We start from the raw sequence: 24169 nt of genomic DNA on the forward strand, positions 1-24169 counted from the left end.
GGTGTCCGCATGAGCCTGAAGGTCACGATCCTCGGCTGCGGTTCCTCCGGCGGCGTGCCCAGGCCGGGCTCCGGCTGGGGTGCCTGTGACCCCGCCAATCCGAAGAATCGCCGCCGGCGCTGCTCGGTGCTGGTCGAGCGCCAAGGCGCCGGAGGCACGACGAGCGTGCTGGTCGACACCACGCCGGATCTGCGCGAGCAGCTGATCGACGCCGGCGTAACCCGGCTCGATACCGTGCTGTTCAGCCATGACCATGCCGACCACACGCATGGCATCGACGATCTCAGGGCACTCGTCCTGCACATGCGCAAGCGCATTCCGGTCCATGCCGACGCGGTGACCGGCGCGACGCTGCGCTCACGGTTCGCCTATCTGTTCGAGACGCCGCCGGGCAGCCTCTATCCGCCGATCCTCGATCTGGCTCCGCTCACGGCCGGCGAGATCCAGGTCGTCGACGGGCCAGGCGGCGCGATCGAGGCCTTGCCGTTCCGGCTCGAGCACGGCCCGGGCTACGACGCGCTCGGCTTCCGCTTCGGCGGCATCGGCTACGCGCCGGATGTCAGCGCGATCCCGCCTGAGGCCATGGCGGCAATGGCCGGGCTGGACCTGCTGATCCTCGACTGCCTGCGCGATGCGCCGCATCCGAGCCATTTCAATCTGGAGCAGGCGCTCGGTGCTATCGAGACGCTGGCACCGCGGCGGACGGTGTTGACCAACCTGCATGTCGACTTCGATTATGTACGCCTTTCCAAGCGTTTGCCGGCGAATGTCGAACCTGCCTATGACGGCATGACCCTGACGGTTTGACGAGGCGGCTTCATGGAAGCACCGGCCGTCTGCAGCTCCATGGGTCAGATTTAAGTTCCATAATATGTCTTATGCGAATCGTGGCTATTGAGGTGCAGGCTGACAAACTGGGGAATGTCCGGCTGCTCCATCCAGCCGCAGCGCGCATCAGCCGGCAGCTTCGATGCGATCGAGCACCTGCTGCTTGCTCTCCTTGACGAGCACCACGCCGCGCTAGGGCTTCATCTTCACGACAGCGCCGGCCTTGCCTTGCGTGACGGTGTCGATCATCGCGACATTGAACCAGGCGGGACCTTTGGCCGAAGCCAGCCCGCCTTCGGGTAAGGTCAATTGGATCAGCTTGGCATGGCTGCCGACGGCCGCGACGATTTCGTCCGGCTTGGCGAGCAAGCTGCGAATTGCCCCATCGTAGACCGTATTGCCCTTGGCCTTCGGTGGGCTGAGAAACTTCGAATAGAAGATCAGTACGATCCTGCCGGGATCGAATTCGCGCTCGTTCCCCTCGGGGTCCTTGAGCTTGATCATCTGCCGCCCTTTCATTCCTTCCCTTTGGTCAGCTTAACGCACGTATCGAAACTGTCCAGATACAGCTCGATTCCATCTTGGGTTGTCTTTCGCTGACGCGCTGCTCGGCTGCCACTCCCGGCACGCTTCGGTCCCGGCCAGAGCCGAACACCGGCGACTCGGCGTTTTCGAGCGGCCGGCGGCGGCCGACGCAATGATCGCCCAAACGGCGCGAGAGCAATGCTCTCCAGTTGTCCCGCTGCGTAGATGATAATTCCAAAAAGCGATTGTCGTAGCTGAACATTGTTCTCTTTACTTCATGCTCTCCAGTTTTAGGCTGGTCCCAGGGGCAAAGCCCCATCTAAGTAGTCGGCACAGATCGACCTTCTCAATGGGGATTGAAACGTCATGAATCTTAATCGCCGCAAGCTGTTAGCGGGAACGGCGGCCACGCTGGCCCTGCCCGCGCCGGCCGTCTGGGCGCAAACCAAGCCGATCACTTTTGCGATCCAATATGGCCTGCCCTATCTGAATTTTATCGTTGCCGAGCGGCAGGGCCTGTTCACCAAGGCGGCCGAGAAGGCGGGCGTGCGCGATCCCAAGATCAACTTCGTGCGCCTGAGCGGTCCGACAGCGATCACCGAGGGGCTGATCAGCGGCAACATCCAGGTCGGCGCGCTCGGTACGCTCGGCCTGCTGATCGCCCATGAGAAGACCCGGCGCGCCTACGATCTCGGCGGGCTCAGCGCCTATTGGAAGGGCGTCTACACGATCTTCGCCAACGACCCGGCGATCAAGTCGCTGAAGGACATCCGCCCGACCGACAAGATCGCGACGCCGGGCCCGACGAGCTCGCAGGCGCTGATCCTGCGCCGTGCCGCCGAGAAGATCTTCGGCCCAGGCGAGGCGCTGCGCTTCGACAAGCAGATCGTCTCCCTGCCCCATCCGGATGCGGTCGCGGCGCTGACCACCGGCAATACGGTCCAGGTCTATTTCGCGCTGTCGCCCTTCGCCGAGTTCCTGGCGCAGCAGCCGAACGTCCACGTCATCGGCCGGACGACGGAGTACAATCCGCCGAACATGACCAATGGCGTGGTCGGCGTGCTCAGGAAGTTCGTCGAGGAGAACAAGGAGCTGTCTTCCGCAGTGGTCGCGGCGCTCGACGAGGCTGGGCGCTTCATCCAGAGCGAGGTCGCCGAAACAGCCAAGATCTACACCGCCGCCGAGCCGAGCAAGCTTTCGGCCGAGGAGATGCTCAAGGTCATCGAGAACAACAAGAACGAATACACGACCGTGCCGAACGGCATCATCGACACGGCCAATTTCATGGTGAAGCTCGGGCAATTGAAAGCCGCGCCGGCCAAGTGGCAGGACGTGTTCTTCCCGCCCGTCAACCAGGGCTCCGGCAGCTAGTGCGATGGCTCTTGCTATGATGCGCGAGCCGATGGAAGCGCCGGCTCAGCAGGCGGCGACGCCCCTGCTGAGCGTCCGTGACGTGACGCTCCAGTACCAGACGCGCCGCCAGATCGTCACGGCGACCTACCGCGTCTCCTTCGACGTGCAGCGGCAGGACCGCTTCATCCTGCTCGGCCCGTCCGGCTGCGGGAAATCGACGCTGCTCAAGGGCATTGGCGGCTTCCTGTCGCCGGTCGAGGGCGAGATCAGCCTCGCCGGCAAGCGCATCACCGGCCCGGCGGCCGACCGGATGATGGTCTTCCAGGAGTTCGACCAGCTCCTGCCCTGGCAGACCGTGCTCGGCAATGTGATGTTCCCGATGCGCAAGACCGGGCGCTTTCCGCGCTCGGAATGGCGAGACCGGGCCATGCGCGCGGTCGAGAAGGTCGGGCTCGCCAAATTCGCCGACAGCCACCCCCACACCCTATCGGGCGGCATGAAGCAGCGCGTCGCCATCGCCCGGGCACTCGCCATGGAGCCCGAGATCCTGCTGATGGACGAGCCGTTCGCGGCGCTCGACGCGCTGACGCGCCGGCGCATGCAGGATGAGCTGCTCGAGCTCTGGAACGAGATCCGCTTCACCCTGGTCTTCGTCACGCACTCGATCCAGGAGGCGATCGTGATCGGCAGCCGGATCGTGGTGATGACCCCTCACCCCGGCCAGATCCGCGCCGAACTCGATGCCACGCCCTTCAAGCAGGAGGACGCCGGCAGCGAGGAGTTCATGGCCTTCAATCGCAAGATCAACGGCATGCTCTTCGGCGAGGAGAAGATCGCACATGGATAGGCAGGTCGATGGCTGAGGCGATTCACGCAATGCGCGGCCGGACGCGCTTCAAGGAACTGCCGGCACGCCCGAGCATCGAGCACCAGACGCTCGACGCCGCGGCTATCGGCGAGATCGTCCGCGATGTCGGGCTCTGGCAGCGTGCCATGGCGCATACGCCGCTGCGTCGGGGTATGGTGCTGATCGCGCTCGGCATCCTCTGGGAGGTCTATGCGCGCTTCGCCGACAACCCGCTGATGTTTCCCTCGCTGAGCGACACGCTGGTTGCCTGGACGACCGACATGTCGAGCGGTGTCCTGCTTTCGGCGGTCGGCAATTCGGTGCGCGTGCTGCTGATCGGCTATGGCACGGCCGTGCTGCTCGCCGCCGTGCTCACGACCATCGCGATCTCGACGCGGATCGGCACCGACCTGTTGGCGACGCTGACGGCGATGTTCAACCCGCTGCCGGCGATCGCGATCCTGCCGCTGGCGCTGCTCTGGTTCGGCCTCGGCCTGGAGAGCCTGATCTTCGTGATCGTGCATTCGGTCTTGTGGGCGGTCTCGCTCAACGCCTTCACCGGCTTCCTTTCGGTGAGTCAGACGCAGCGCATGGTCGGCCGCAATTACGGGCTGGGTGGCCTGCGCATGGTGCTCTCCATCCTGATCCCGGCGGCGTTTCCCTCGATCCTGGCCGGGCTCAAGATCGGCTGGGCCTTCGCCTGGCGCACGCTGATCGCGGCCGAACTGGTCTTCGGCGTCTCGGGCAGCTCGGCCGGTCTCGGCTGGTACATTTTCCAGAACCGCAACGCGCTCGAAACCGCGCATGTCTTCGCCGGACTCTTCACGGTGATCGTCATCGGACTGATCGTCGAGGGGGTGGTCTTCCGGAGCATCGAGGCGGCCACGATCCGGCGCTGGGGCATGCAGAACTGATCCGGCGGCGGCACCTGATGCCGCCCCCCGTCCAACGCTCGAAAAGGACCGATATCGTGGACCGCAGAACCTTCCTCGGCGGCATGGCCGCTGCCGCCTGCGCGGCACTGGGGCATTCGCCGGCACTGGCGCAGGACTACCCTGCCCGCCCCGTCACCATTCTCGTGCCCTTCGCCGCCGGTGGTGGCCAGGACATCTTCATGCGCCTGATCTCGCCGGGCGTTTCGGAGGCGATCAAGCAATCGCTGGTGATCGACAACCGCGTCGGCGGCGCCGGCAATATCGCGGCGAGCGCCGTCGCGCGTGCGACCCCGGATGGCTATACGCTGCTGCTCGGCACGGCTGCGACCCACGGCATGAACCAGGCGCTCTACAAGTCGCTGGGCTTCGACGCGCAGACGAGCTTCGAGCCCGTCGCGATGCTGGCCGAGGTGCCGCTCGTGCTGGTGGTGAACCGCGATGTGCCGGCGAAGACCGTGGCCGAGCTGGTCGCTTATCTCAAGGCCAATCCCGGCAAGATCAATTATGGCTCCTCCGGCGTCGGCGGACCGCTCCACCTCGCCGGCGAGCTGTTCAAGACGGCAGCCGGGGTCGAGGCCGCCCATGTGCCCTTCCGCGGCTCGGCGCCAGCGATCACCGAATTGCTTGGCGGCCGGCTGACCTTCATGTTCGACACCTTCGCCGCGACCGAGCCCTATATCGCCGATGGCAGCTTGCGCCGCCTGGCGATCGCCGCCGGGACACGCGCCGCGAACGCGCCGGACCTGCCGACCATGGCGGAGGCCGGCACCCCGGTCGAAGCCTATTCCTGGAGCGGCGTCTTCGCGCCGGCCGGAACCCCGAAGCCGATCGTCGAGAAACTCGGCAAGGCCTTCAGCGACGCCGTGGCGAGCCCTGCCCTGCGTGCGCGCCTCTATGAGATCGGCTTCCTGCCCGCGCCCGACACGCCGGAGGCGCTGCGCAAGCGCGTCGGCTCCGAGCTGATCAAATGGAAGGCGGCCGCCGAAACCGCCGGCCTCAAGCCGCAATAGTCCGGCCGAGACGGCCCCACCCCTTCACCGAATGCCCGCCCCGGAGCCGGCCGGGCTCCGATGCCCAGGAGACGATCATGTCCTCAGCCACCCCCGCCAACGATCCCGAGCTCTCCCAGTTCGAGCACCTGCAGGTCTCGACCCTGTCCGACGCGATGTTCGCGCTCGGGCTCAAGGATACGGCGCTCGGCCCGTCCGTGCGCCTGCTCGTCGGCAAGCGCATTCTCGGACGCGCCCGGACGATCGGGCGCGTCCCCCTGCCCTCCAATGGCGGCCAGCAAGAGATCAAGCCCGAATTCTCGCTGGCGATCCAGGAGGTGATCGACAGCTGTGGTCCCGGCTCGATCATGGTGATCGCGACGCAGGGCATCGCCACCCATGCCAACTGGGGTGGCAACATGGCGACGCGGGCGGCCGCGGTCGGGGCGCTCGGCCTGATCACCGACGGCGCGATCCGCGATCTCGAAGAGATGGGTCCGCTCGGCATGACGATCTTCGCGCAAGGCACCTCGCCGCGCGCCGGTCACTTCCGCTTTGCGACCGCGATCCGCAACGAGCCGGTGATCTGCGCCGGCGTGCTGATCCGCCCCGGCGACATCATCGTCGGCGATGCCGATGGCGTCATCGTCATCGACCCGGCCCAGGCCGGCGCGATCGCCGCCAAGGCACATGAGCTCGTCGAGGTCGAGGAGGAGATGCAGGGCTTCATGCGCACCGGCGCGACGCTCCAGGATGCGGTGCGCAAATACAAGGTGCGCTGAGCATGCCCGCTCAGGACGCCTCGCGGGCCGCGCTGGCCTCCTCCGGCCGGCGCCAGCGCGGGATCCCGAAATCGCAGGTCTCGCGCGCCAGCTGCGCGATCCTGCGGCTGACGGCGTCGTTGCGATGAACGGCGAGGTATTCGAGCGGCGGCAGGACGAGATTGGTCCGCACTGGCCTGAGATAGCCCTCCTGGCGATAGGCGGAAAAGTAGCCGGTCGGCAGATAGGTGATGCCGAGCCCGGCGCTCGCCATTTCCGCCAGCGCGATCATGCTGTTGCAGGTGATGGTGTTCTGCGGCTTGATGTCGATCGCCGCCAGCGCCTGCAGCAGGTTGAGATGCAGCAGCGAGCCCTCGGCATAGGTCAGCAGCGGCAGCTCCATCAGGCGCTCGATCGGCACGACGCCCTTCGCTCCCACCAGCGAGGGGCTGCACATCCACTCCGATTCCAGGAAGTCGAGCGGCACCGTCGGGAAGCTGTTGTCGGTCTTTGGCGCCGGGCAGATGATCATGTCGAGCCGATGCGTGACCATCTGCTGGCGCAGATTGACGGTCAGATCGATCTTCGGTTCGAGGATGATGTCCGGATAGAGCTGCTTGATGCCGGCGATCAGGGCCGGGAGCCAGGTCAGGGCGACCATCTCGGTCACGCCGAAGCGGAAGCGCCCGGCATAGGAGACGTCACTGCCGACGCGGCGCACGACGTTCTGCTGCAGATCGAGCATCTGGACGAAATCGTCGATCAGCTCGCGCCCCTTGATGGTGAGCTGCGTCGTCTTGTTGCTGCGGTCGAAGATCTCGATCGAGAGGTATTTCTCGAGCTCGGCGATGCGCTTGGAGACGGTCGACTGGGTCGTGTTGAGCCGTTTCGCCGCGGCATGGAAGCTGCCGAGCTTGCTGATCCAGTAGGCGGCTTCGATCTGCTTGAAGGTCAACATGGCTGGCCCCTTTCGCCGGTCCATCGACCGAATAGAAAAAGCAATCACTCAAGTCAAATTTGGTCGCTTTTTCGATCTGGATCGATCCAGCTGAGAATTGCCGATCCTGGCGAGACAAATACGAGAAACACCGACTCTTGCCACTCAGGAAGGCCGAGCATGAATGATGCGATTTTGCGATCGATGAAACTGAATTTAATTCGCTTTATGGCATGCGAAGCGCATGCCATTGAATCGAGCAATCGGTACGAGGCGCGTTCAGCGGCATGACAACCAGCATCGAAAAACAGCTCGCCGCCTATGAGGGCCGGCTCCTCGGAACGATCCCGGTCGAGCGGATCCGCGCCGTCGCATTCGAGCGTCCGTCGGCGGATCTGGTGGCGCGCTTCCGGCAACTGCCCGACCTGACCTCCGCCATCGCCGACATCCTCGACGAGTACGGCGTCGACTCGGCGATCCCGACGACGGCCCTGCCGCCGATCGCGCCGGGCCAGCGCATGGTCGGCCCCGCCGTCACGGTCAAGCACGGCGCCGCCCGGCTGACCAGCGGCTACAACATCGCCAACAAGACCTCCCCTCGCCTCGGTGCGCTCGACGCGGTGACGCTGTCGCAGCGCGGCGACGTGATGGTGATCGACGGCAGCGCCTGCCCGGCGGCTTCCAATATCGGCGGCATCATGGCGACAGCCGTCGCCGCGCACGGCTTTGCCGGCGTCGTCGTCGACGGCTGCGTGCGCGATACCGACGCAATGCGCCGCATGGGCCTGCCGGTCTGGGCGCGTGGGGCGACGCCGCGCACCGGCAAGCACCGTTTCGAACTGCTGGAGTTCAACGGCATCGTCGAGATCGCCGGCGTCCAGATCCGGCCGGGCGACCTGATGCTCGGCGATTCCGACGGCGTCATCGTCGTGCCGCTTTCCATCGCCGCCGAGGTGCTAGCGCGGGCCGAGGAGGTCGCCGCCAAGGAGAAGACGCTGATCGACGCGATCAGCACCGGCGCGTCGGCCGCCGAGACGGCCGCGATCGTGGCGCCCGAGAAATGGTGAGCGCCTCAGCACCCAGGTTTCGGCTCGCCTTCGTCGGCTTCGGCGAGGCGGCCTTCTCGATCGCCAGCGGACTGCGCGAGGCGGGTTTCGACGGCATGGCCGCCTTCGATGTCGCCGCCGACCGGGAGCCGTTCCGGACACGGATCCGCGAGCGGGCCGAGCAGGCCGGGGTCACGCTTCTCGATGGCCCCGAGGGACTTTCCGGCGCCGAGACCGTGTTCGTGCTGGTCCAGCCCTCGGCCTCGATGGCGGTCGCCCAGAGCTGCGCGAGCCATGTCAGTCCCGATGCGCTCTATGTCGACCTGACCTCGCTCGGGCCGACCGACAAGGCGGCGGTCGGCGCCTATGTCGCCGCCGCCGGGCGCCGCTTCGTCGATGCCGCGATCCTCGGCTCCGCCCCGACCTCGCGAAATCGCGTGCCGATCGTCGCGGCCGGGCCCGAGGTCAACCAGTTCGTCGAGCGCTTTGCGCCCTATGGCATGGACATCTCACCGGTCGGCGAGCGCTTCGGCGCGGCTGCCGGCATCAAGATCGTCCGCAGCGTCCTCGCCAAGGGGCTGGAGGCGCTCTATGTCGAGGCCCTGATCGCGGCGCGGCGCATGGGCGTCGAGGCGGAGGTGCTGCAGAGCTTCTGCGCCTTCCTCGATGCCCGCCCTGCCCTCGACACCGCCGCGATGCTGGTGCGCTCGCATGTTCCGCATGCCGGCCGCCGCGCCGACGAGATGCGCATGTCACGCGCCGCCGTCGCCGAGACCGGCCTCGATCCGCTGATGACCGACGCCATCGTCCAATTGATGGAGCGCAGCGCTGCCAGCGGCGTCGTCGCGGCCGGTGGCGGCAGTCAGCCGCCCTCGCTCGACGCCGCGCTCACCATTCTCGACGCGGCCCTCGCTGCCGCGCCTCGCCCCGCCAAGTCCTGACGTTTTTGACGAGAGCCGCCATGTCCACAGCCCCCCTGCCCCCGCGCATTTCGCCCGAGACCTGCCAGGCCCTGCTCGCCTATGGCTCCGCCACCGTCTTCGAGGCGCAGGGCCGCCGCGGCGCCTTCGCCTCCGGCATCAAGCCGGTCGACGAGGCGATGACGGTCGCCGGCACCGCCTTCACCTGCGAATGCCCGCCCAATGACAATCTCACGCTGCATGCCGCCCTCAAGATGGCGAAGCCGGGCGACGTCCTGGTCTGCGACGCGCATGGCTGCACCGAGCAGGGCATGTTCGGCGACGTGATGTCGAGCTGCGCCGTCGGCGCCAAGCTCGCGGGCCTCGTCACCGATGGCGGCGTGCGCGACTCCGCGACGATCTGCGAGGTCGGCTTTCCGGTCTTCGCAGGCGGCATCTGCATCAAGGGCACGATCAAGGAGACGCTGGGCTCGCTGAACGAGCCGATCGTCCTCGGCGGCGTGCTGGTGCGCCCCGGCGACGTGATCATCGGCGACGCCGACGGGCTGGTCGTGGTGCCGTTCGAGACCGTCGATGCCGTGCTCGCGGCCTGCAAGCTGCGGGCTGAGAAGGAGGCCGCCGCAAAGCAGCGCTTCGCTTCCGGCGAGACGCCCTGGGACGTCTACAAGCTCGGCGAATTGCTGACCCGCAAGGGGCAGGCCTCGCCCGTCTGACGACACGCGATCTCCCGGATGCCGGCAGCCGGCAGCCGGCAGCCCGATTCAAGATGAATAAAATGAAGGACAAGACATGAGCGGGGCAATCATCCTGCGCCAGCATGGCGGGCCGGACGTGCTCGAATGGGTCGATCTCGACCCCGGCAAGCCCGGCCAAGGCGAGGTTCTGCTGCGCCACACGGCGGTCGGGCTGAACTTCATCGACATCTATGTTCGCACCGGCCTCTACAAGATGGGCACGATGCCCTGCTCGCCCGGCATGGAAGCCGCCGGCGTGGTCGAGGCTCTCGGCCCCGGCGTCACCGGCCTCAGCGCCGGCGACCGGGTGGCCTATGTCACCGGCGCTCCCGGCGCCTATGTCGAGCGCCGCGTCATGAACGCTGCGGCCCTGGTCAAGTTGCCGGGCGACATCTCCGACGATCAGGCCGCCGCGCTGATGCTCAAGGGCATGACGGCCGAGATGCTGCTCTTCCGGATGACGCAGGCAAAGGCCGGCGACGCCGTGCTGATCCATGCCGTCGCCGGCGGTGTCGGCCTGCTGCTCGCCGCCTGGGCAAAATCGCTCGGCTGCCTGGTGATCGGCGCCGCCTCCAGCGACGAAAAGGCGGCCAAGGCCCGCGCCGCCGGCGCCGACCATGTCATCGTCACCAGCCGCGAGGATGTCGCGGCCCGGGTGCAGGAGTTGACCGGCGGCCGCGGCTGCCACTGCGTCTATGACGGCGTCGGCAAGGATACCTTCGAGGCCTCGCTCGCCGCGGTCGCCGAGTTCGGCCACATCGTCAGCTACGGCAATGCCTCGGGGCCGGTTCCGCCCTTCGCCATCGCCGGCCTCGCACCGAAATGCGCGACGCTGTCGCGCCCCTCGATCTTCCCCTTCATCAAGGACCGGGCCCGGCTCGAGGCGATGTCGAGCAACCTGTTCGAGGCGATGCGCCGCGGCGTGATCAAGGCGGAGATCGACCAGGTCTTCGCCCTGAAGGAGGCAGCGGCTGCCCAGACAGCCCTCGAAAGCCGGGCCACCACCGGCCAGACCATCCTGCGGCCCTGAGCCCAATTCCGGAGCTGGCGATGAAGATCGCGCGTATCGAAACCTTCTTCTTCCACCCCGGCAGCGGCAAGAACCTGCTGTTCTGCCGCATCGAGACCGATGACGGCCTCTATGGCTGGGGCGAATCCTATGTCGGCGTGAAGAAGGAGAAGGTCGTCGACGACTATATCCGCGCCATGGCGCCCTATGTGATCGGGCGCAGCCCGCACAATATCCGCCACACCGCACAGGTGATGTTCGACGACTTCGCCATCAGGCGCTCCTCGGTCGACTTCTTCTGCGCCTGGAGCGCGATCGAGCTGGCGATGTGGGACATCGTCGGCAAGAAGGCCGGACAGCCACTCTACAACCTGCTCGGCGGCGCCTCGCGCGAGAAGGTCCGCGTCTACGCCAATGGCTGGTGGTACGGCGTCACCGATATCGAGTCGACGGTGGAGCGGGCGCTCCAGGTCAAAGAGATGGGCTATACGGCGCTGAAATGGGACCCGTTCCCCGGGCCGTGGCGAACCTTCATCACGCGCGAGGAGGAGGATTACGCCGTCGCCAACGTCAAGGCGATGCGCGAGGCGCTAGGCCCCGACATGGACCTGCTGATCGACGCGCACCGCCGCGTCGCGCCGCATCATTCCATCCGCGTCGCCAAGCGGCTCGAGGAATACGGCATCTTCTGCTATGAGGAGCCCTGCCTCTCCGACAATCTCGACCTCGTCGCGGAAGTCCGCCGCGCGATCTCGACGCCCGTCGTGACCGGCGAAACCCTCTATACCAAGGAGGATTTCGCCCGGGTCTTCGAGAAGCGCGCGGCCGATATCCTCAACCCCGACATCTGCGCCGTTGGCGGCCTTCAGCAGATGCTCGACATCGCAGCGATGGCCCAGCCGCACGCGATCGCGATCAGCCCGCACAACTACAACAGCACCATCGTCGGGCTCGCCGCGACGGTACATTTCTCGGCGGTGATCCCGAACTTCCTGATCGCCGAGTGCTTCATCAACCTCAACGAGGCCTGCGACGAGATCGGCTCGCCCGGGCTGAAGGTCGAGGATGGCTGGATCGACCTGCCGACCGCGCCGGGCCTCGGCGTCGACATCGATGTCGAGCGCATGCGCAAGCGGCCATACAAGGATTTCCCGCACAAGGACATGCGCCAGTACTGGGAAGAATTCCCCCGGAAGAACTACGTCTGGGGCGTAGCCAACGTCACCCGCTGACCCTCCTTCATCGGATAAAGATCATGACCGAATTCAACTATCGCGAAGCCTATGCTTCGGTCGCCTCGGCCACGGCCCATGAAGCCATGGAACGCCGCGGCGCGCTCGATTCCAGCATCAAGCCCGTCCGGCGCGGCATGAAGGTGCTGGGGCCGGCCTTCACCTGCGTCTGCCCGCCCGGCGACAACCTCACCTTGCACGCGGCGCTGAAGATGGCGAAGGCAGGCGACGTCATCGTCTGCGCCTCGGCCGGCTTCACCGAGCAGGGCCTGTTCGGCGACGTGATGGCCAGCTGCGCCATGGGCAAGGGCATTGCCGGCCTCGTCGTCGACGGCGGCGTGCGCGACGGCGCGACCATCGCCGAGATCGGCTTCCCGGTCTTCGCGCGCGCCTTGTCGATCAAGGGCTCGGTGAAGGAAACGCTCGGCGCACTGAACAAGCCGATCGTTGCCGGCGGCATGCTGGTCGAGCCCGGTGACCTCGTGATCGGCGACGATGACGGCGTCTGCATCGTGCCGAAGGCGGAGATCGCCGCCATCGCCGCGGCGTCCAAGACCCGCGAGGAGAAGGAAGCCCGTTTCCGCCGCGAGCTGCTCCAGGGCAAGACGACCTGGGACATGCTCAATCTGAGCGAGCTGCTCCGCAAGAAGGGTATCGAGCTCAACATCTGACGGCGTTCGCAGCGATTTTGCCGAACCTCGAACGACCATACCGGAGACATCAAGATGAGCCGATTGAAGCCGATCGAATATGCCGACGCGCCGCCTGCGGTCCGCGCCGTCTACGACGACATCAAGACCTCCCGGAACCTCAAGGACGTCAACAACTTCTGGAAGTACCTCGCACATGATCCCGTTGGTCTGCGGCGTACCTGGGAGAGCGTGAAGGAGGTGATGGCGCCAGGCGCGCTCGACCCGCTGGTCAAGGAGATGATCTATCTCGCGGTCAGCACCAGCAATGGCTGCGGCTACTGCATCGCCAGCCACACCGCCGCCGCCCGCAAGGCCGGAATGACCGACGCGATGTTCGGCGAGGTGATGGCGGTGGTCGGCATGGCCAACGAGACGAACCGCCTGGTCAACGGCTACCGCGTGCCGATCGACGCCTCGCTCGAGTGAGCGACTTTCCGACTGAACCCGCCCCCGATGCCACGCGCATGCCGGGGGCGGACCTGCAGACAGATGGATTGCGATCATGAGCTATGGCGATACGGCGGCCGTCGTCGAAACCCTGCGCGCGCATTTCGGCGAGCGGATCTCGACCGCCGAGGCGGTCCGCCGACACCATGGCGAGGATCTTTCCTATCTGCCGACCATGCTGCCGGATGCGGTGGTTTTCGTGCAGTCGACCGCCGAAGTGCAGCGCGTCGTCGCGGCCTGCGCGGCGGCGCGCGTACCGATCGTGCCCTATGGCGTCGGCAGCTCGATGGAGGGCCAGATTCTCGCCGTCGCCGGGGGCGTCAGCCTCGACATGTCGCGGATGAACCGCGTCCTCGCCGTGCATGAGAGCGATTTCGACGTGGTGGTCGAGCCCGGCGTGACGCGCAAGGCCCTCAATGAGCATCTGCGCGCGACGGGGCTGACCTTCCCGGTCGATCCGGGCGCCGACGCCTCGATCGGCGGCATGGCCTCGACCCGCGCAAGCGGCACCAATGCGGTGCGCTACGGCACCATGCGCGAGAACGTGCTGGCGCTCGAAGTGGTGCTGCCGAACGGCGAATTGCTGCGCACCGGCAGCCGGGCGCGCAAATCCTCGATGGGCTACGACCTGACCAAGCTCTTCGTCGGCGCCGAGGGAACGCTGGGCGTGCTGACCAAGATCACGCTTCGGCTGCATCCGGTGCCGGCCGCGATCTCGGCGGCGGTCTGCCCCTTCGACAGTCTGAAGGGCGCTGTCGACACCTGTATCGCCACGATCCAGAGCGGCGTGCCGATCGCCCGCATCGAGTTCCTCGACGATATCGCGATCGCGGCCTCGAACCATTACTCCAAGATGAGCCTTGCGGTCGCGCCGACCCTGTTCCTCGAATTCCACGGCACCGAGGCCGGCATCCGCGAGCAGGCCGAAATCGTCGAGGCGCTCGCGGCCGAGAATGGCGGACGCGGCTTCCAGTGGGCCACGCAACGCGAGGATCGCGAACGCCTGTGGAAGGCCCGCCATGATTCCAATCCGGCGACGCGCGCCATGCGTCCGGGTGCGGCGATGTTCGTGACCGACGCCTGCGTGCCGATCTCGGCACTGGCGGACAACATGACCGCGGCCCGGGCCGATGGCGACGCCTCCTTCCTGAAGTTCAAGATCAACGGCCATGTCGGCGACGGGAACTTCCACGTCTCCTATCTCGTCTTGCCCGATGCCGAGGAGGAAGTGGCCGAGGCCAAGCGCCTGGCCGAGAACGTCGTGATGCGCGCCCTGGAATCCGGCGGGACCGCCAGCGGCGAGCATGGCGTCGGGCTCGGCAAGCTGAAATATCTGCGGCGCGAGCACGGCAATGGCATCGAGGTCATGGGGGCGCTTAAGCTGGCGCTCGACCCGCACGGGATCATGAACCCCGGCAAGCTCGGCATGAGCGCCACCCTCTGACGGAGAACAAGGCAATGCCATGCTGATCACGCCCGAGCAGCCGACCGTCACCACCCATTGGGGCGTCTACCGGGCGCGGATGCAGGATGGGGCAGCCGTCGCGCTCGAGCCCTATGAGCACGATCCCGATCCCTCCCCGCTCGGCGCCTCGATGATCGGTGCGCTGGACGATGGCTGCCGGATCAGGCGGCCCTCGGTGCGCGCTTCCTTCCTCGAAAAGGGCGCTACCGCCGGCGGCGCCGGACGCGGGGCTGAGCCCTTCGTCGAGATCGACTGGCCGCAGGCACTCGATCTCGTGGCGCGCGAGATCGGGCGGGTGCGCGAAAGCCATGGCAATGGCGCGATCTTCGGCGGCTCCTATGGCTGGTCGAGCGCCGGCCGCTTCCATCACGCCCAGAGCCAGGTGCATCGCTTCCTGAACGCGGTCGGCGGCTATGTCCGCTCGATCTCGAACTACAGCTTCGCCGCGGCCGACGCGATCCTGCCGCATGTGCTCGGCGACAAGCGCGGCCTCGACGCCGGGCACACGAGCTGGGGCCAGCTTGCCGGCCATGCCGAACTGATCGTGATGTTCGGCGGCACCCCGCACAAGAACGCGCAGGTCGGCTCAGGCGGCATCAGCCGTCATCTGCTGCGCGAGGGCCTGACCGCCTGTCGCGATCAGGGGGCCTCCTTCGTCTGCATCAGCCCGATCCGCGACGACGCCATGGCGGAGCTCGATGCCAGATGGATCGCGCCGCGGCCCAACACCGATGTCGCGCTGATGCTCGCGCTCGCTCACACGCTGATCGAAGAAGGCCTGCACGACCAGACATTCCTGGCGCGCTGCACGACCGGTTTCGAACGATTTGCCGGCTATGTTACCGGCGCCGACGATGGCGTGCCCAAGACCCCCGAATGGGCGCAGGCGATTTCCGGCGTTCCGGCCGAAACGATGCGGGCGCTGGCGCGCGAGATGGTCCGGCGCCGCACCATGATCATGATGTCCTGGTCGCTGCAGCGGGCCGAGCATGGCGAGCAGCCCTATTGGATGGCGATCGCACTCGCCGCGATGATCGGCCAGATCGGCTTGCCCGGCGGCGGCTTCGGCTTCGGCTACGCCTCGGCGAACGGCGTCGGCAATCCGGTCTATCCGTTCTCCTGGCCGACCCTGCCGCAAGGCAGCAACGCCATCGCCGACTCGATTCCGGTCGCGCGGATCGCCGATGCGCTGCTGCATCCGGGGGCGCCCTATGACTTCAACGGCGAGAAGCGGCGCTATCCCGATATCCGGCTGATCTACTGGGCCGGCGGCAATCCGTTCCATCATCACCAGGACATCAACCGGCTGATCGCGGCCTGGCGCCGGCCTGAGACGGTGATCGTCCACGAATCCTGGTGGAATGCGACGGCCCGCCATGCCGACATCGTGCTGCCGGCCAGCACCGCCATGGAGCGCAACGACATTGCGAGCTCGGCCCGCGACCGAATGATCGCCGCCTGCCACCCGATCAGCGCACCGATCGGCGAAGCGCGCAGCGATTACGAGATCTTCGCCGATCTCGCCGGCCTGCTCGGCGCGCGCGAGACCTTCACCGAAGGCCGCGACGAGGAGGGCTGGATCCGGCATTTCTATACCGTGGCGCGCCAGCGCGTCGCCGAATACGGCATGGAACTGCCGGATTTCGAGAGCTTCTGGCAGGCCGGCATCGTCACCCTCCCCGAGCCGCAGGATCAAAAGCCGCTGCTGGCCGAATTCGTCGCCGATCCGCAAGCCCAGCCGCTGAAGACACCTTCCGGCCGTATCGAGCTGTTCTCGGAGAGGATCGCAGGCTTCGGCTATGACGATTGTCCGGGCCATCCGAGCTGGCTCGTGCCGCGCGAGTGGCTCGGCGCAGCGCTCGCCGAGCGCTTCCCGCTGCATCTCATCTCGAACCAGCCGGCGAGCAAGCTGCACAGCCAGTACGATAATGGCGCACTGTCCCGTTCGACCAAGATCGCCGGTCGCGAGCCGCTGCGCATCCATCCCGAGGATGCGCGCTTGCGTGGTCTGTCGGACGGCGACATCGTGCGTGTCTTCAACGACCGCGGGGCCTGTCTCGCCGGCATCGTCGTCTGCGATGCGGTGATGCAAGGCGTCGTGCAGATGGCGACGGGCGCCTGGTACGACCCACTCGAACCAGGCCTCGTCGGCTCGCTCGACAAGCACGGCAATCCGAACGTGCTGACCCAGGATCGCGGCTCGTCCAGGCTCGGACAGGCGACGATCGCCCATTCCTGCCTGGTCGAGATCGAGCGCCATGAGAGCGAGCTTCCGCCGATCACCTGCTACGAGCCGCCCACCCTGATCTGAAGCCCCGATTTGGGACGAACTGGCGGTCGCGGAACCGCGGCGGCGCTCTCTTGCCATTCGTCAGCAGTGATGTCCTAATCCTCGCGAACGCCCGGCCGCCATTGCCGGGCTTGCAGGCGGGCACGAGGCCGGAAAGAGCCTCTCCCGCGTTCCATTGGGGAGGATCAGAATGCTCAAATCCGGTTGGCTCGGCGCGATCGCGCTCGCCGCCCTCGTCCAGCTCGTGCCCTCGGCGCCGGTACAGGCTCAGGCCTGGCCGCAGAAGCCGGTCAGCTTCATCGTACCTTTCCCGGCCGGCGGCGGCACGGACGCCTTCGCCCGGCCGCTGGCCGCGCAGCTCGAGCAGCAGCTCGGACAGCGCATCCTGATCGACAATCGCGGCGGCGCCGGCGGCACGGTCGGCGCCTCGGCCGCATCCAAGGCGGCGGGCGACGGCTACACCTTCTTCATCGGCGCGGCCCACCACGCCATCGCGCCGGCGCTTTATCCCAAGCTCGACTACAACATCCAGACCGACTTCATCCCGATCGGTATCATCGCGCAGCCGCCACAGGTCGTGGTCGTCCACCCCGGCAAGGTCGAGGCCAAGACGCTGGCGGAGCTGATCGAGTTCGGCCGGAAGAACCCGGACAAGCTCAATTACGGCTCGGCCGGCAACGGCACGACGCATCACCTCGCCGGTGAACTGTTCAAGCTGATGTCGAAGGCCAATTTCACCCATGTGCCTTATCGCGGTGCCGGCCCGCTGATGCAGGACTTGGTCGCGGGCCAGGTCGATCTTGCCTTCGACGGGCTCGGCTCCTCGGCAGCGCAGATCGCCGGCGGCAAGCTCCGGGCGCTGGCCGTCGCCGCGCCCAAGCGCACCGCCGCCTTCCCCGACGTGCCGACCGCGGCTGAGGCCGGCCTGCCCGGCTACGAGGTTTCGACCTGGTATGCGATGTGGGCGCCGAAGAACACGCCGCCGGAGGTCGTCGAGAAGATGACGGCGGAGGTGAAGAAGGCGCTCGCGGCACCGATGGTCAGCGAAGCCTGGAAGAAGAACGGCTCGGAAACCCCGAATCTCTACGGCGCGGCCTTTGGTAGCTTCGTGAAGTCCGAGGTCGAGCGCTGGGGCAAGGTCGTCGCCGACGCCAACGTCAAGCCGGACTGAGCGCTTCAAGACAAGGCCGATACGGGCCTAGATGTCGCCCGCGCCGTCGATCACGGCGCGGGCGGTTTTCATGCTGAAGCCGGCGCGCGCCAGTGCGGCAAGCTGCTTCTGGCGATCCGGTTCCGAGCCTGGGCGGCTCCAGGGGCCGAGCCGCTTACGCCTTGCGGCGATGCGCGCTGCGGCAAGCTCGTCCTCCTCGCTGTCGGGCAGGGCGGCCGCGACGATCTCGCGCGCGATACCCTTGGCCGCGAGCCCGGCCGTGACGGCCCGGGCCGAGCGCCCCTTGCGCCGAAGGGTCTGCGCCCTCACCTCGGCGAAGCGCTGGTCGTCGACCAGACCACTCCTGACGCAGGCCGCAACCGCCTCCGCGACCATCTCGGAAAATTCACGCGGTTCGCCGCCATGATGGCGGCAGCTGCGCTCGACCTTGCGTTCGAGAACGCGCTGCAACTGGCTCGACGAGGCGGCATAGCGATGGAGGTAGTGCATCGCCGCTCTTTGAAGATAGGTCGGAGTGATCGGCCGCGGCGCCCGGCCCTGCCCCGCGTTTCCTGCCCGTCTCGCGCCGGCCTCAAGCTCAGTCATCGCCAGGCTTGCCCGAGCGCAGGCTCTTGTCGCGGCTGCGCTTCGCCTTGGATGCGAGCCTGCGCTGCTGCGAGCCATAGGTCGCCCTGGTCGGCCGGCGGGTCTTCTGACGCTCGGCTGCCTCGCGCAGGATCGCGAGCAGGCGTTCGAGCGCGTCCTGCCGATTGCGCTGCTGGTCGCGAAAGCGCTGCGCCACGACGATGATGGTGCCGTCCTGGGTCATGCGCTTCCCCGCGACGCGCGGCAGCTTCTCGCGCAGATAGTCCGGAAGATCGGCCGCCGCCGCATTGAAGCGCAACTGGACCGCCGAGGAGACCTTGTTGACGTTCTGCCCACCCGGCCCCGAGGCGCGCACGAAGCTCTCCTCGATCAGGCTCTCGTCGATCGCAATGGACGGTGTCACTTGAATCATGGGAGGACGGTAGCGCAGCCCAAGGAGAATTGCAGCGTTGAAGCCCGATCGCGATATCGCCCGCCTGATCGAGATCATGGCCGCCCTGCGCACGCCGGGAACCGGCTGCCCCTGGGATCTCGATCAGGACTTCGCCTCGATCGCTCCGTATACGATCGAGGAGGCCCATGAAGTCGCCGACGCCATTGCCCGTGGCGATCTCGTCGATCTCAAGGACGAGCTCGGCGACCTCCTGCTCCAGGTGGCCTTTCATGCCCGCATGGCGGAGGAAGCCGGCGCCTTCGCCTTTCCCGATGTCGTCGAGGCAATCACCGGCAAGCTGATCCGGCGTCACCCGCATGTCTTCGGCGATGCGCGCGACCTCTCTCCGGCAGAGGTCAAGCAGCTCTGGGGCCAGATCAAGGCGCAGGAGCGGGCCGACAAGGCGGCGGCGCGGCAAGCGGCCGGGCTGCCCGCCCCGGCGGAGGAGCAAAGCGTCCTGACCGGGATTCCGACCACCCTGCCGGCTCTCACCCGCGCCTGGAAGCTGCAGGCGAGAGCCTCGACGGTCGGCTTCGACTGGAAGGATGCCCGGCTCGTGCTCGACAAGATCCGGGAGGAGACCGACGAGATCGCCGAAGCTCTGGAAGGCGACGACAAGGCCGCCATCGCCGAGGAGATCGGCGACCTGCTCTTCGTCGTCGCCAATCTCGCCCGCCATGTCGATGTCGATCCGGAGGCCTGCCTCGCCGCGGCCAGCACCAAGTTCGAACGGCGCTTCGCCGGAATCGAAGCGCGCCTGGCCGAGGATGGGCGCAAGCCCGCGGAGGCCTCGCTCGACGAGCTGGAGGCGCTCTGGCAGCAGGTCAAGCTGGCCGAGCGCGCCGGCCGGGACTGAGCCCGCGTCGTCCATCCCCGGAACGAAAAAAACGCCGGACCTTTCGGTCCGGCGTCGGAATTGAGCGCGTGATGCGCGATCAGGGCTTCGGGGCCGGGGTCGCGCCGGGCGCGGGCATGGTCCCGGCGCCCGGGGCCGCCGGCGCACCGGGGGTGCCCGGAGCCGCGCTGGCGCCGCTGCCACCGAGGCGCTTGCGCAGCTCGTCCTGGCGCTTGGCCAGCTCGTCCTGCAGCTGCTTCTGCTGCTCCTCGAGCACCTTGGGATCGATCGGCGCGCCGTCGAAGCCCTTGGCGAAATCCGTCAGCGGGATCGAGAACGAAACCTCGCGAGCGCCCTGGTTCTGGACGCTGATGTTGAGATTCGAGCCCTTCTTCATCTGGTTGAGGAAATCGTCCTTGACCTGCGCCTCGGCGAAGCAGCCATTCGGGAAGCAGATCGCGAAGCGGCCCGGGCTCGGCTGGGCGGTGTCGACGCCGAAGCGGATGCCGGGCTGGATCAGCAGGCCGAGCGGCATCAGGAAGCGCACGATCTTGTTCGGGTCGCCCTTGACGTCATACACGGCGACGGCGAGCACCGGCTGGCCCTGATCCGAGACGAAGTCACGGGTGGTGTAGCAGATTTCCTTGTTGGCGGCCGGGTCCTTGCCGCAGACCTTGGTCCAGGTCGTCTGCGAGGGCTCGGGCTTGACCTGCACGACGGTCGGGCCGTTCTGGGCGGCCTGGCCCTGGGCCGGCTGCTGTTGCTGCTGAGCCGCCGGCGGCTTGGCGGCAGGACGCTGCGCCTGGGCAAGGGCGGAGAAGGGGGCGAGAGCGACGGCCGCGCCCAGCACGAGCGCGAGGCCGCGGATCGTGCTCTTCGCGGTGGCGCCCTGGTGCAGGGGCAGGCAAGACGAAGCGGACATCTGAAGTTCCTCGAACGTGCAAACTGGGGAAGCGCCACCAACTGGCCGCGCGCAACACCGAAAGCTCAACCGGCATGGTGCCGGAGCCGGGAGGGGCATGAGCACATCAAGCGCGATTAAGGCGTTAGAATGACGCCTCAGCTTGCGTCTAGCGAGTTCTGCCACCGGTTTCCAGCCCGAACAGCCGCCGCAGCGTAAGTTTCTCCCGATGATTTGCACCTCATCTTCGGCTTGGCCCGCATGCTATGGTCCGGCAGGGAATCAGGGCCGCTCATGTTCCGGAATATCGTCGCATCCGCGCGCCAGCGCAGCGTTTTCGGACTCGTCCTCGCGGGCGTGGTCTCGATCGCGCTGTTCTCGATGGCGCCGCGCGCCGCCGCGGCGGCAAGCGACCATGCCATCGCCATGCATGGCGAGCCCGCTTTACCTAAGGGCTTTGCGCATCTGCCCTATGCCGACCCAGCGGCCCCCAAGGGCGGCCGAATCATCTTCGGCCAGCAGGGCACCTTCGACAGCCTGAATCCGCTGGTGGTGCTCGGCGTCGCGCCGGATGCCGTGCCGCGCTATGTCCAGCAGAGCCTGCTCTTCCGCTCGGCCGATGAGCCCTTCACCGCCTATGGCCTGCTTGCCAGCCGAGTCGAGCTCAACCCCGAGCGCACGCGCCTGCTCTTCGAGATCGATCCCCGGGCACGTTTCTCGGACGGGCAGCCGGTGACGGCAGCGGATGTCCTGTTCACCTATGAGATGCTGAAGACCAAGGGCAAGCCGTTCCACCGCTCCAGCCTCGCCAAAGTGACGAAGGCCGAAGCGCCCTCGCCCAGCACGATCGTCTTCGAGCTCGGCGACGGATCCAACCGGGAATTGCCGCTCATCATCGGCACCATGCCGATCTTCGCCAAGCATGCGACCGATCCGGAGAAATTCGGCGAAACCAGCTTCAAGCCGGCACTCGGCTCCGGTCCCTACCGGGTCGAGGAGGTCAAGCCCGGCGAGATGCTGGTGCTGAAGCGCCGCAAGGATTTCTGGGCCGAAAAGCATCCCCTCACCCGAGGGCTCTTCAACGCCGATGAGATCCGATACGATTTCTATCGTGATTCAAACGCCTTGTTCGAGGCCTTTAAGGCAGGACTTTATGACGTTCGCCTGGAAGGCGACCCGACGCGCTGGATGACCGGCTATGATGTGCCGGCGGTGCGCGATGGCCGGATCGTTCGCGATACGCTGCGCTTCGAAACGCCGAAGGGCATGACCGGGCTGGTCTTCAATACCCGCCGGCCGGCCTTCGCCGATATCCGGGTCCGCGAGGCACTGGCGATCCTGTTCGATTTCGAATGGGCCAATCGCAACCTGTTCTACGGGGTCTATCGGCGGGCCGGCAGCTTCTTCGCCGATTCCGAGCTCTCGGCGCTCGGCGTCCCCGCGGACGAACGGGAGAAGGCGCTGCTCGCCGCCTTCCCGGGCGCCGTGCGCCAGGACATCCTGGCCGGAACCTGGGTCCCCTCGGCGACCGACGGCTCGGGCCGGGATCGCGATCAGGCACGGCGCGCGCTCGACCTGCTCGAGGCCGCCGGCTACGAATTGCGCGACGGCGAATTGCGCAAACGCGGCGACAATACCCCCTTCGGCTTCGAGATCACGGTGACCAACCGGCCGCAGGAGCGCCTCGCACTGAACTATGCCTCGTCGCTCTCCCGGCTCGGCATCGCCGTATCCGTCCGGCTGATCGACGACGTTCAGTACTGGCGCCGCCTCTCCGCCTTCGATTTCGACATGATCCAGTGGACCTGGCCGGCTTCCGCCTCGCCCGGCAATGAGCAGGTCGGGCGCTGGCATTCGGCCAATGCCGGACGCAAGGGCGCGCTGAACTATGCCGGCGTGCGCTCGCCAGCCGTCGACGCGACCCTGCAGCGGCTTCTTGCCGCGACCTCGCGCGAGGACTTCGTCGCCTCGGTGCGCACGCTCGACCGGCTGCTGCTGTCGGGTTTCTATGCGGTACCGCTGTACTACCTCCCGGAAACCTGGCTGGCGCGCTCGCGCGATATTCTGCTGCCGCAGAGGCGGCCGCGCTATTTCTTCTCCAACGAGACGCTCGCCCGGGTCCCCGCGGCGCCGGCGCCGGCGAATTGAGGCCGGCGCATGCGGCCTGAACAGGATGAGATTTCCATCGCTGCTTTGGTCGAGGGCCTCGATTTCGACGAGCTGCTGAAGGCCCTCGCCGCCAAGCGAGGCTATGAGCCGGCCTTTCGCGACCCGCCGGGCCGGCGTGACTGGAGCGGCGTCGCTCCCGGTGCCTTCGGCTTTGCCGAGCTCGATGCCCGGGTCGAGCGGCTGGCAGGGCTTCTGACCCTGGCACGGCCGCAGCCGGCGGCGCGTGTCGCGATTCTCGCGCCGCTCGGACCGGAGGCGCTGATCTCGATCCTCGCCTGCCTGCGCGCCGGTTTGTCGCCGATGCCGCTGCCGCCCCATGCCGACGAGGCCGAGCTTCTCGGCATGATCGAGCGATCCGGCGCGGTGATGGCGCTCGGCGTCGGCCGGATCGGCACCTTGCGGCCGCTGCTCCTGCTGCGCGACGTGGCCGCGAGGGCCTTCGGGATGCGGTTCATCGGCGGTTTCGGCACCGATGTGCCCGACGGCGTCGCGGCGCTCGACCAGCTTCTCGGCCATGGCGCGGCCCAGCCGGCCGTCGCCGCCACAGCACGCGCGGCGATCAGCGTCGTCGACGACGGCGACTTCAGTGGCCCCTTTGCGGTTCAGGAGAAGGACGTCCTCGCCAAGGCGCTGGAAATCTCGCGCGTGCTGAAGCCCCTCGCCTCGTCGCGCATCATCACAACCCTGGTCGGCGCCGACCTTGCGGCGCTGGCGACCGGTCCGGGCATAGCGCTCCTGACCGGCGTCGAATTGCTGCCGCTCGGCCTGTTCATGCTTGAGGACCTGCATGCCTGCCTCGAGGGGGGCCGGATGGTCCATCTCGTCGTTCCGGCGGCGATGGAGCCGGCCTTGGCCCGCTCGCGCCTGGGTGGGCACAAGGCGCTCTCCAGCCTCGTCTTCGTGCGTCGCGGCAACGAGCCCCCGGCCGCGCTCGCAATCGAGCGGCCGGACATTGCGATCGTCGATGTCATCGCGCAGGCGCCCGGAACGGTCCGGGTCTTGCGCCGCAAGACAGCCTGACCAGCCGGCCGGGGAACCGACGGGCTGGTCGCCGCTCGCGAGCAT

General features: G+C 67.1%; 24 protein-coding genes. 19 read left to right on the top strand and 5 right to left on the bottom strand.

The features are described from left to right. The first annotated feature begins 9 nt into the window (after positions 1-9). Positions 10-807, top strand: a complete 798-nt coding sequence (locus ACWGRX_RS02220; RefSeq protein ID WP_452116244.1) for an MBL fold metallo-hydrolase — start codon at positions 10-12, stop codon at positions 805-807. A gap of 213 nt (positions 808-1020) precedes the next feature. Here ACWGRX_RS02220 and ACWGRX_RS02225 read toward each other — a convergent pair whose 3' ends face one another. Next, a complete protein-coding gene (locus ACWGRX_RS02225; RefSeq protein WP_452116245.1) occupies positions 1021-1332 on the bottom strand; it encodes a hypothetical protein in 312 nt (103 codons plus the stop codon). A 387-nt stretch (positions 1333-1719) separates the two neighbouring features. Here ACWGRX_RS02225 and ACWGRX_RS02230 point away from each other — a divergent pair, with 387 nt between their 5' ends. The 5 genes from ACWGRX_RS02230 to ACWGRX_RS02250 all read left to right on the top strand — a co-directional run bounded on the left by ACWGRX_RS02230 (position 1720) and on the right by ACWGRX_RS02250 (position 6259). Continuing rightward, a complete protein-coding gene (locus ACWGRX_RS02230; RefSeq protein ID WP_452116246.1) occupies positions 1720-2724 on the top strand; it encodes an ABC transporter substrate-binding protein in 1005 nt (334 codons plus the stop codon). A gap of 4 nt (positions 2725-2728) precedes the next feature. Continuing rightward, the gene (locus ACWGRX_RS02235; protein WP_452116247.1) at positions 2729-3553 is read left to right on the top strand and encodes an ABC transporter ATP-binding protein; all 825 of its coding nucleotides are present in this window, start codon (positions 2729-2731) and stop codon (positions 3551-3553) included. 8 nt (positions 3554-3561) lie between these two features. Beyond that, a complete protein-coding gene (locus ACWGRX_RS02240; RefSeq protein ID WP_291645399.1) occupies positions 3562-4467 on the top strand; it encodes an ABC transporter permease in 906 nt (301 codons plus the stop codon). A 56-nt stretch (positions 4468-4523) separates the two neighbouring features. After that, positions 4524-5498 carry a Bug family tripartite tricarboxylate transporter substrate binding protein gene (locus ACWGRX_RS02245; RefSeq protein WP_452116248.1) on the top strand — a complete coding sequence of 325 codons (975 nt, stop codon included), beginning with the start codon at positions 4524-4526 and terminating at the stop codon, positions 5496-5498. A gap of 77 nt (positions 5499-5575) precedes the next feature. Then, positions 5576-6259, top strand: coding sequence for an RraA family protein (locus ACWGRX_RS02250; protein ID WP_452116249.1), 684 nt, complete (start codon positions 5576-5578; stop codon positions 6257-6259). A gap of 10 nt (positions 6260-6269) precedes the next feature. Here the strand turns inward: ACWGRX_RS02250 and ACWGRX_RS02255 are convergent, their stop codons facing one another. Beyond that, complete coding sequence (locus ACWGRX_RS02255; protein ID WP_291642602.1) at positions 6270-7196, bottom strand: LysR family transcriptional regulator; 927 nt, start codon at positions 7194-7196, stop codon at positions 6270-6272. A 266-nt stretch (positions 7197-7462) separates the two neighbouring features. Between ACWGRX_RS02255 and ACWGRX_RS02260 the strand changes: the two genes are divergently transcribed. The 10 genes from ACWGRX_RS02260 (at position 7463) to ACWGRX_RS02305 (ending at position 18181) form a co-directional block, all read left to right on the top strand. Further along, a complete protein-coding gene (locus ACWGRX_RS02260; RefSeq protein ID WP_452116250.1) occupies positions 7463-8242 on the top strand; it encodes an RraA family protein in 780 nt (259 codons plus the stop codon). Continuing rightward, a complete protein-coding gene (locus ACWGRX_RS02265) occupies positions 8239-9162 on the top strand; it encodes an NAD(P)-dependent oxidoreductase (protein WP_452116251.1) in 924 nt (307 codons plus the stop codon). The genes ACWGRX_RS02260 and ACWGRX_RS02265 overlap by 4 nt, the downstream gene beginning before the upstream one ends. A 20-nt stretch (positions 9163-9182) precedes the next feature. Then, complete coding sequence (locus ACWGRX_RS02270; protein ID WP_291645395.1) at positions 9183-9854, top strand: 4-carboxy-4-hydroxy-2-oxoadipate aldolase/oxaloacetate decarboxylase; 672 nt, start codon at positions 9183-9185, stop codon at positions 9852-9854. A gap of 76 nt (positions 9855-9930) precedes the next feature. Then, positions 9931-10905, top strand: a complete 975-nt coding sequence (locus ACWGRX_RS02275; protein ID WP_452116252.1) for a quinone oxidoreductase family protein — start codon at positions 9931-9933, stop codon at positions 10903-10905. A gap of 20 nt (positions 10906-10925) precedes the next feature. Then, positions 10926-12116, top strand: a complete 1191-nt coding sequence (locus ACWGRX_RS02280; protein WP_291642613.1) for a mandelate racemase/muconate lactonizing enzyme family protein — start codon at positions 10926-10928, stop codon at positions 12114-12116. 23 nt (positions 12117-12139) lie between these two features. After that, positions 12140-12787 carry a 4-carboxy-4-hydroxy-2-oxoadipate aldolase/oxaloacetate decarboxylase gene (locus tag ACWGRX_RS02285; protein WP_452116253.1) on the top strand — a complete coding sequence of 216 codons (648 nt, stop codon included), beginning with the start codon at positions 12140-12142 and terminating at the stop codon, positions 12785-12787. Between the two features lie 54 nt (positions 12788-12841). Then, on the top strand, positions 12842-13234 hold the full coding sequence (locus ACWGRX_RS02290; RefSeq protein WP_291642617.1) for a carboxymuconolactone decarboxylase family protein: 393 nt from the start codon (positions 12842-12844) through the stop codon (positions 13232-13234). A 76-nt stretch (positions 13235-13310) separates the two neighbouring features. Beyond that, positions 13311-14699, top strand: a complete 1389-nt coding sequence (locus tag ACWGRX_RS02295; protein WP_452116254.1) for an FAD-binding oxidoreductase — start codon at positions 13311-13313, stop codon at positions 14697-14699. Positions 14700-14718: 19 nt separating this feature from the next. After that, positions 14719-17031, top strand: coding sequence for a molybdopterin guanine dinucleotide-containing S/N-oxide reductase (locus ACWGRX_RS02300; RefSeq protein ID WP_452116255.1), 2313 nt, complete (start codon positions 14719-14721; stop codon positions 17029-17031). A gap of 169 nt (positions 17032-17200) precedes the next feature. Next, positions 17201-18181 carry a Bug family tripartite tricarboxylate transporter substrate binding protein gene (locus ACWGRX_RS02305; protein ID WP_452116256.1) on the top strand — a complete coding sequence of 327 codons (981 nt, stop codon included), beginning with the start codon at positions 17201-17203 and terminating at the stop codon, positions 18179-18181. Positions 18182-18208: 27 nt separating this feature from the next. Here the strand turns inward: ACWGRX_RS02305 and ACWGRX_RS02310 are convergent, their stop codons facing one another. Together ACWGRX_RS02310 and arfB are read right to left on the bottom strand one after the other, a co-directional pair. Next, entirely contained in the window at positions 18209-18670 is a 462-nt protein-coding gene (locus ACWGRX_RS02310) for a regulatory protein RecX (RefSeq protein ID WP_452116257.1), read from the bottom strand. An 88-nt stretch (positions 18671-18758) separates the two neighbouring features. Further along, positions 18759-19178, bottom strand: coding sequence for an alternative ribosome rescue aminoacyl-tRNA hydrolase ArfB (gene arfB / locus ACWGRX_RS02315; protein ID WP_452116258.1), 420 nt, complete (start codon positions 19176-19178; stop codon positions 18759-18761). Positions 19179-19215: 37 nt separating this feature from the next. On the opposite strand from arfB, the gene mazG reads away from it, so the two are divergent. Then, entirely contained in the window at positions 19216-20055 is an 840-nt protein-coding gene (gene mazG / locus ACWGRX_RS02320; protein WP_452116259.1) for a nucleoside triphosphate pyrophosphohydrolase, read from the top strand. Between the two features lie 79 nt (positions 20056-20134). Here the strand turns inward: mazG and ACWGRX_RS02325 are convergent, their stop codons facing one another. Continuing rightward, positions 20135-20956, bottom strand: a complete 822-nt coding sequence (locus ACWGRX_RS02325) for an invasion associated locus B family protein (protein ID WP_291641737.1) — start codon at positions 20954-20956, stop codon at positions 20135-20137. A 273-nt stretch (positions 20957-21229) separates the two neighbouring features. On the opposite strand from ACWGRX_RS02325, the gene ACWGRX_RS02330 reads away from it, so the two are divergent. Together ACWGRX_RS02330 and ACWGRX_RS02335 are read left to right on the top strand one after the other, a co-directional pair. Further along, on the top strand, positions 21230-23083 hold the full coding sequence (locus ACWGRX_RS02330; protein WP_452116260.1) for an extracellular solute-binding protein: 1854 nt from the start codon (positions 21230-21232) through the stop codon (positions 23081-23083). Between the two features lie 9 nt (positions 23084-23092). Then, positions 23093-24124, top strand: coding sequence for an AMP-binding protein (locus ACWGRX_RS02335; protein WP_452116261.1), 1032 nt, complete (start codon positions 23093-23095; stop codon positions 24122-24124). Positions 24125-24169 lie beyond the last annotated feature (45 nt).

This window comes from Allobosea sp. NPDC055594, assembly GCF_053618995.1.

Bases quoted from the DNA above. Each gene is read 5' to 3' on its own strand.
- ACWGRX_RS02220 (WP_452116244.1), top strand. From the start codon at position 10: ATGAGCCTGAAGGTCACGATCCTCGGCTGCGGTTCCTCCGGCGGCGTG.
- ACWGRX_RS02225 (WP_452116245.1), bottom strand. From the start codon at position 1,332: ATGATCAAGCTCAAGGACCCCGAGGGGAACGAGCGCGAATTCGATCCC.
- ACWGRX_RS02230 (WP_452116246.1), top strand. From the start codon at position 1,720: ATGAATCTTAATCGCCGCAAGCTGTTAGCGGGAACGGCGGCCACGCTG.
- ACWGRX_RS02235 (WP_452116247.1), top strand. From the start codon at position 2,729: ATGGCTCTTGCTATGATGCGCGAGCCGATGGAAGCGCCGGCTCAGCAG.
- ACWGRX_RS02240 (WP_291645399.1), top strand. From the start codon at position 3,562: ATGGCTGAGGCGATTCACGCAATGCGCGGCCGGACGCGCTTCAAGGAA.
- ACWGRX_RS02250 (WP_452116249.1), top strand. From the start codon at position 5,576: ATGTCCTCAGCCACCCCCGCCAACGATCCCGAGCTCTCCCAGTTCGAG.
- ACWGRX_RS02255 (WP_291642602.1), bottom strand. From the start codon at position 7,196: ATGTTGACCTTCAAGCAGATCGAAGCCGCCTACTGGATCAGCAAGCTC.
- ACWGRX_RS02260 (WP_452116250.1), top strand. From the start codon at position 7,463: ATGACAACCAGCATCGAAAAACAGCTCGCCGCCTATGAGGGCCGGCTC.
- ACWGRX_RS02270 (WP_291645395.1), top strand. From the start codon at position 9,183: ATGTCCACAGCCCCCCTGCCCCCGCGCATTTCGCCCGAGACCTGCCAG.
- ACWGRX_RS02275 (WP_452116252.1), top strand. From the start codon at position 9,931: ATGAGCGGGGCAATCATCCTGCGCCAGCATGGCGGGCCGGACGTGCTC.
- ACWGRX_RS02280 (WP_291642613.1), top strand. From the start codon at position 10,926: ATGAAGATCGCGCGTATCGAAACCTTCTTCTTCCACCCCGGCAGCGGC.
- ACWGRX_RS02285 (WP_452116253.1), top strand. From the start codon at position 12,140: ATGACCGAATTCAACTATCGCGAAGCCTATGCTTCGGTCGCCTCGGCC.
- ACWGRX_RS02290 (WP_291642617.1), top strand. From the start codon at position 12,842: ATGAGCCGATTGAAGCCGATCGAATATGCCGACGCGCCGCCTGCGGTC.
- ACWGRX_RS02295 (WP_452116254.1), top strand. From the start codon at position 13,311: ATGAGCTATGGCGATACGGCGGCCGTCGTCGAAACCCTGCGCGCGCAT.
- ACWGRX_RS02300 (WP_452116255.1), top strand. From the start codon at position 14,719: ATGCTGATCACGCCCGAGCAGCCGACCGTCACCACCCATTGGGGCGTC.
- ACWGRX_RS02305 (WP_452116256.1), top strand. From the start codon at position 17,201: ATGCTCAAATCCGGTTGGCTCGGCGCGATCGCGCTCGCCGCCCTCGTC.
- ACWGRX_RS02310 (WP_452116257.1), bottom strand. From the start codon at position 18,670: ATGCACTACCTCCATCGCTATGCCGCCTCGTCGAGCCAGTTGCAGCGC.
- arfB (WP_452116258.1), bottom strand. From the start codon at position 19,178: ATGATTCAAGTGACACCGTCCATTGCGATCGACGAGAGCCTGATCGAG.
- ACWGRX_RS02325 (WP_291641737.1), bottom strand. From the start codon at position 20,956: ATGTCCGCTTCGTCTTGCCTGCCCCTGCACCAGGGCGCCACCGCGAAG.
- ACWGRX_RS02330 (WP_452116260.1), top strand. From the start codon at position 21,230: ATGTTCCGGAATATCGTCGCATCCGCGCGCCAGCGCAGCGTTTTCGGA.
- ACWGRX_RS02335 (WP_452116261.1), top strand. From the start codon at position 23,093: ATGCGGCCTGAACAGGATGAGATTTCCATCGCTGCTTTGGTCGAGGGC.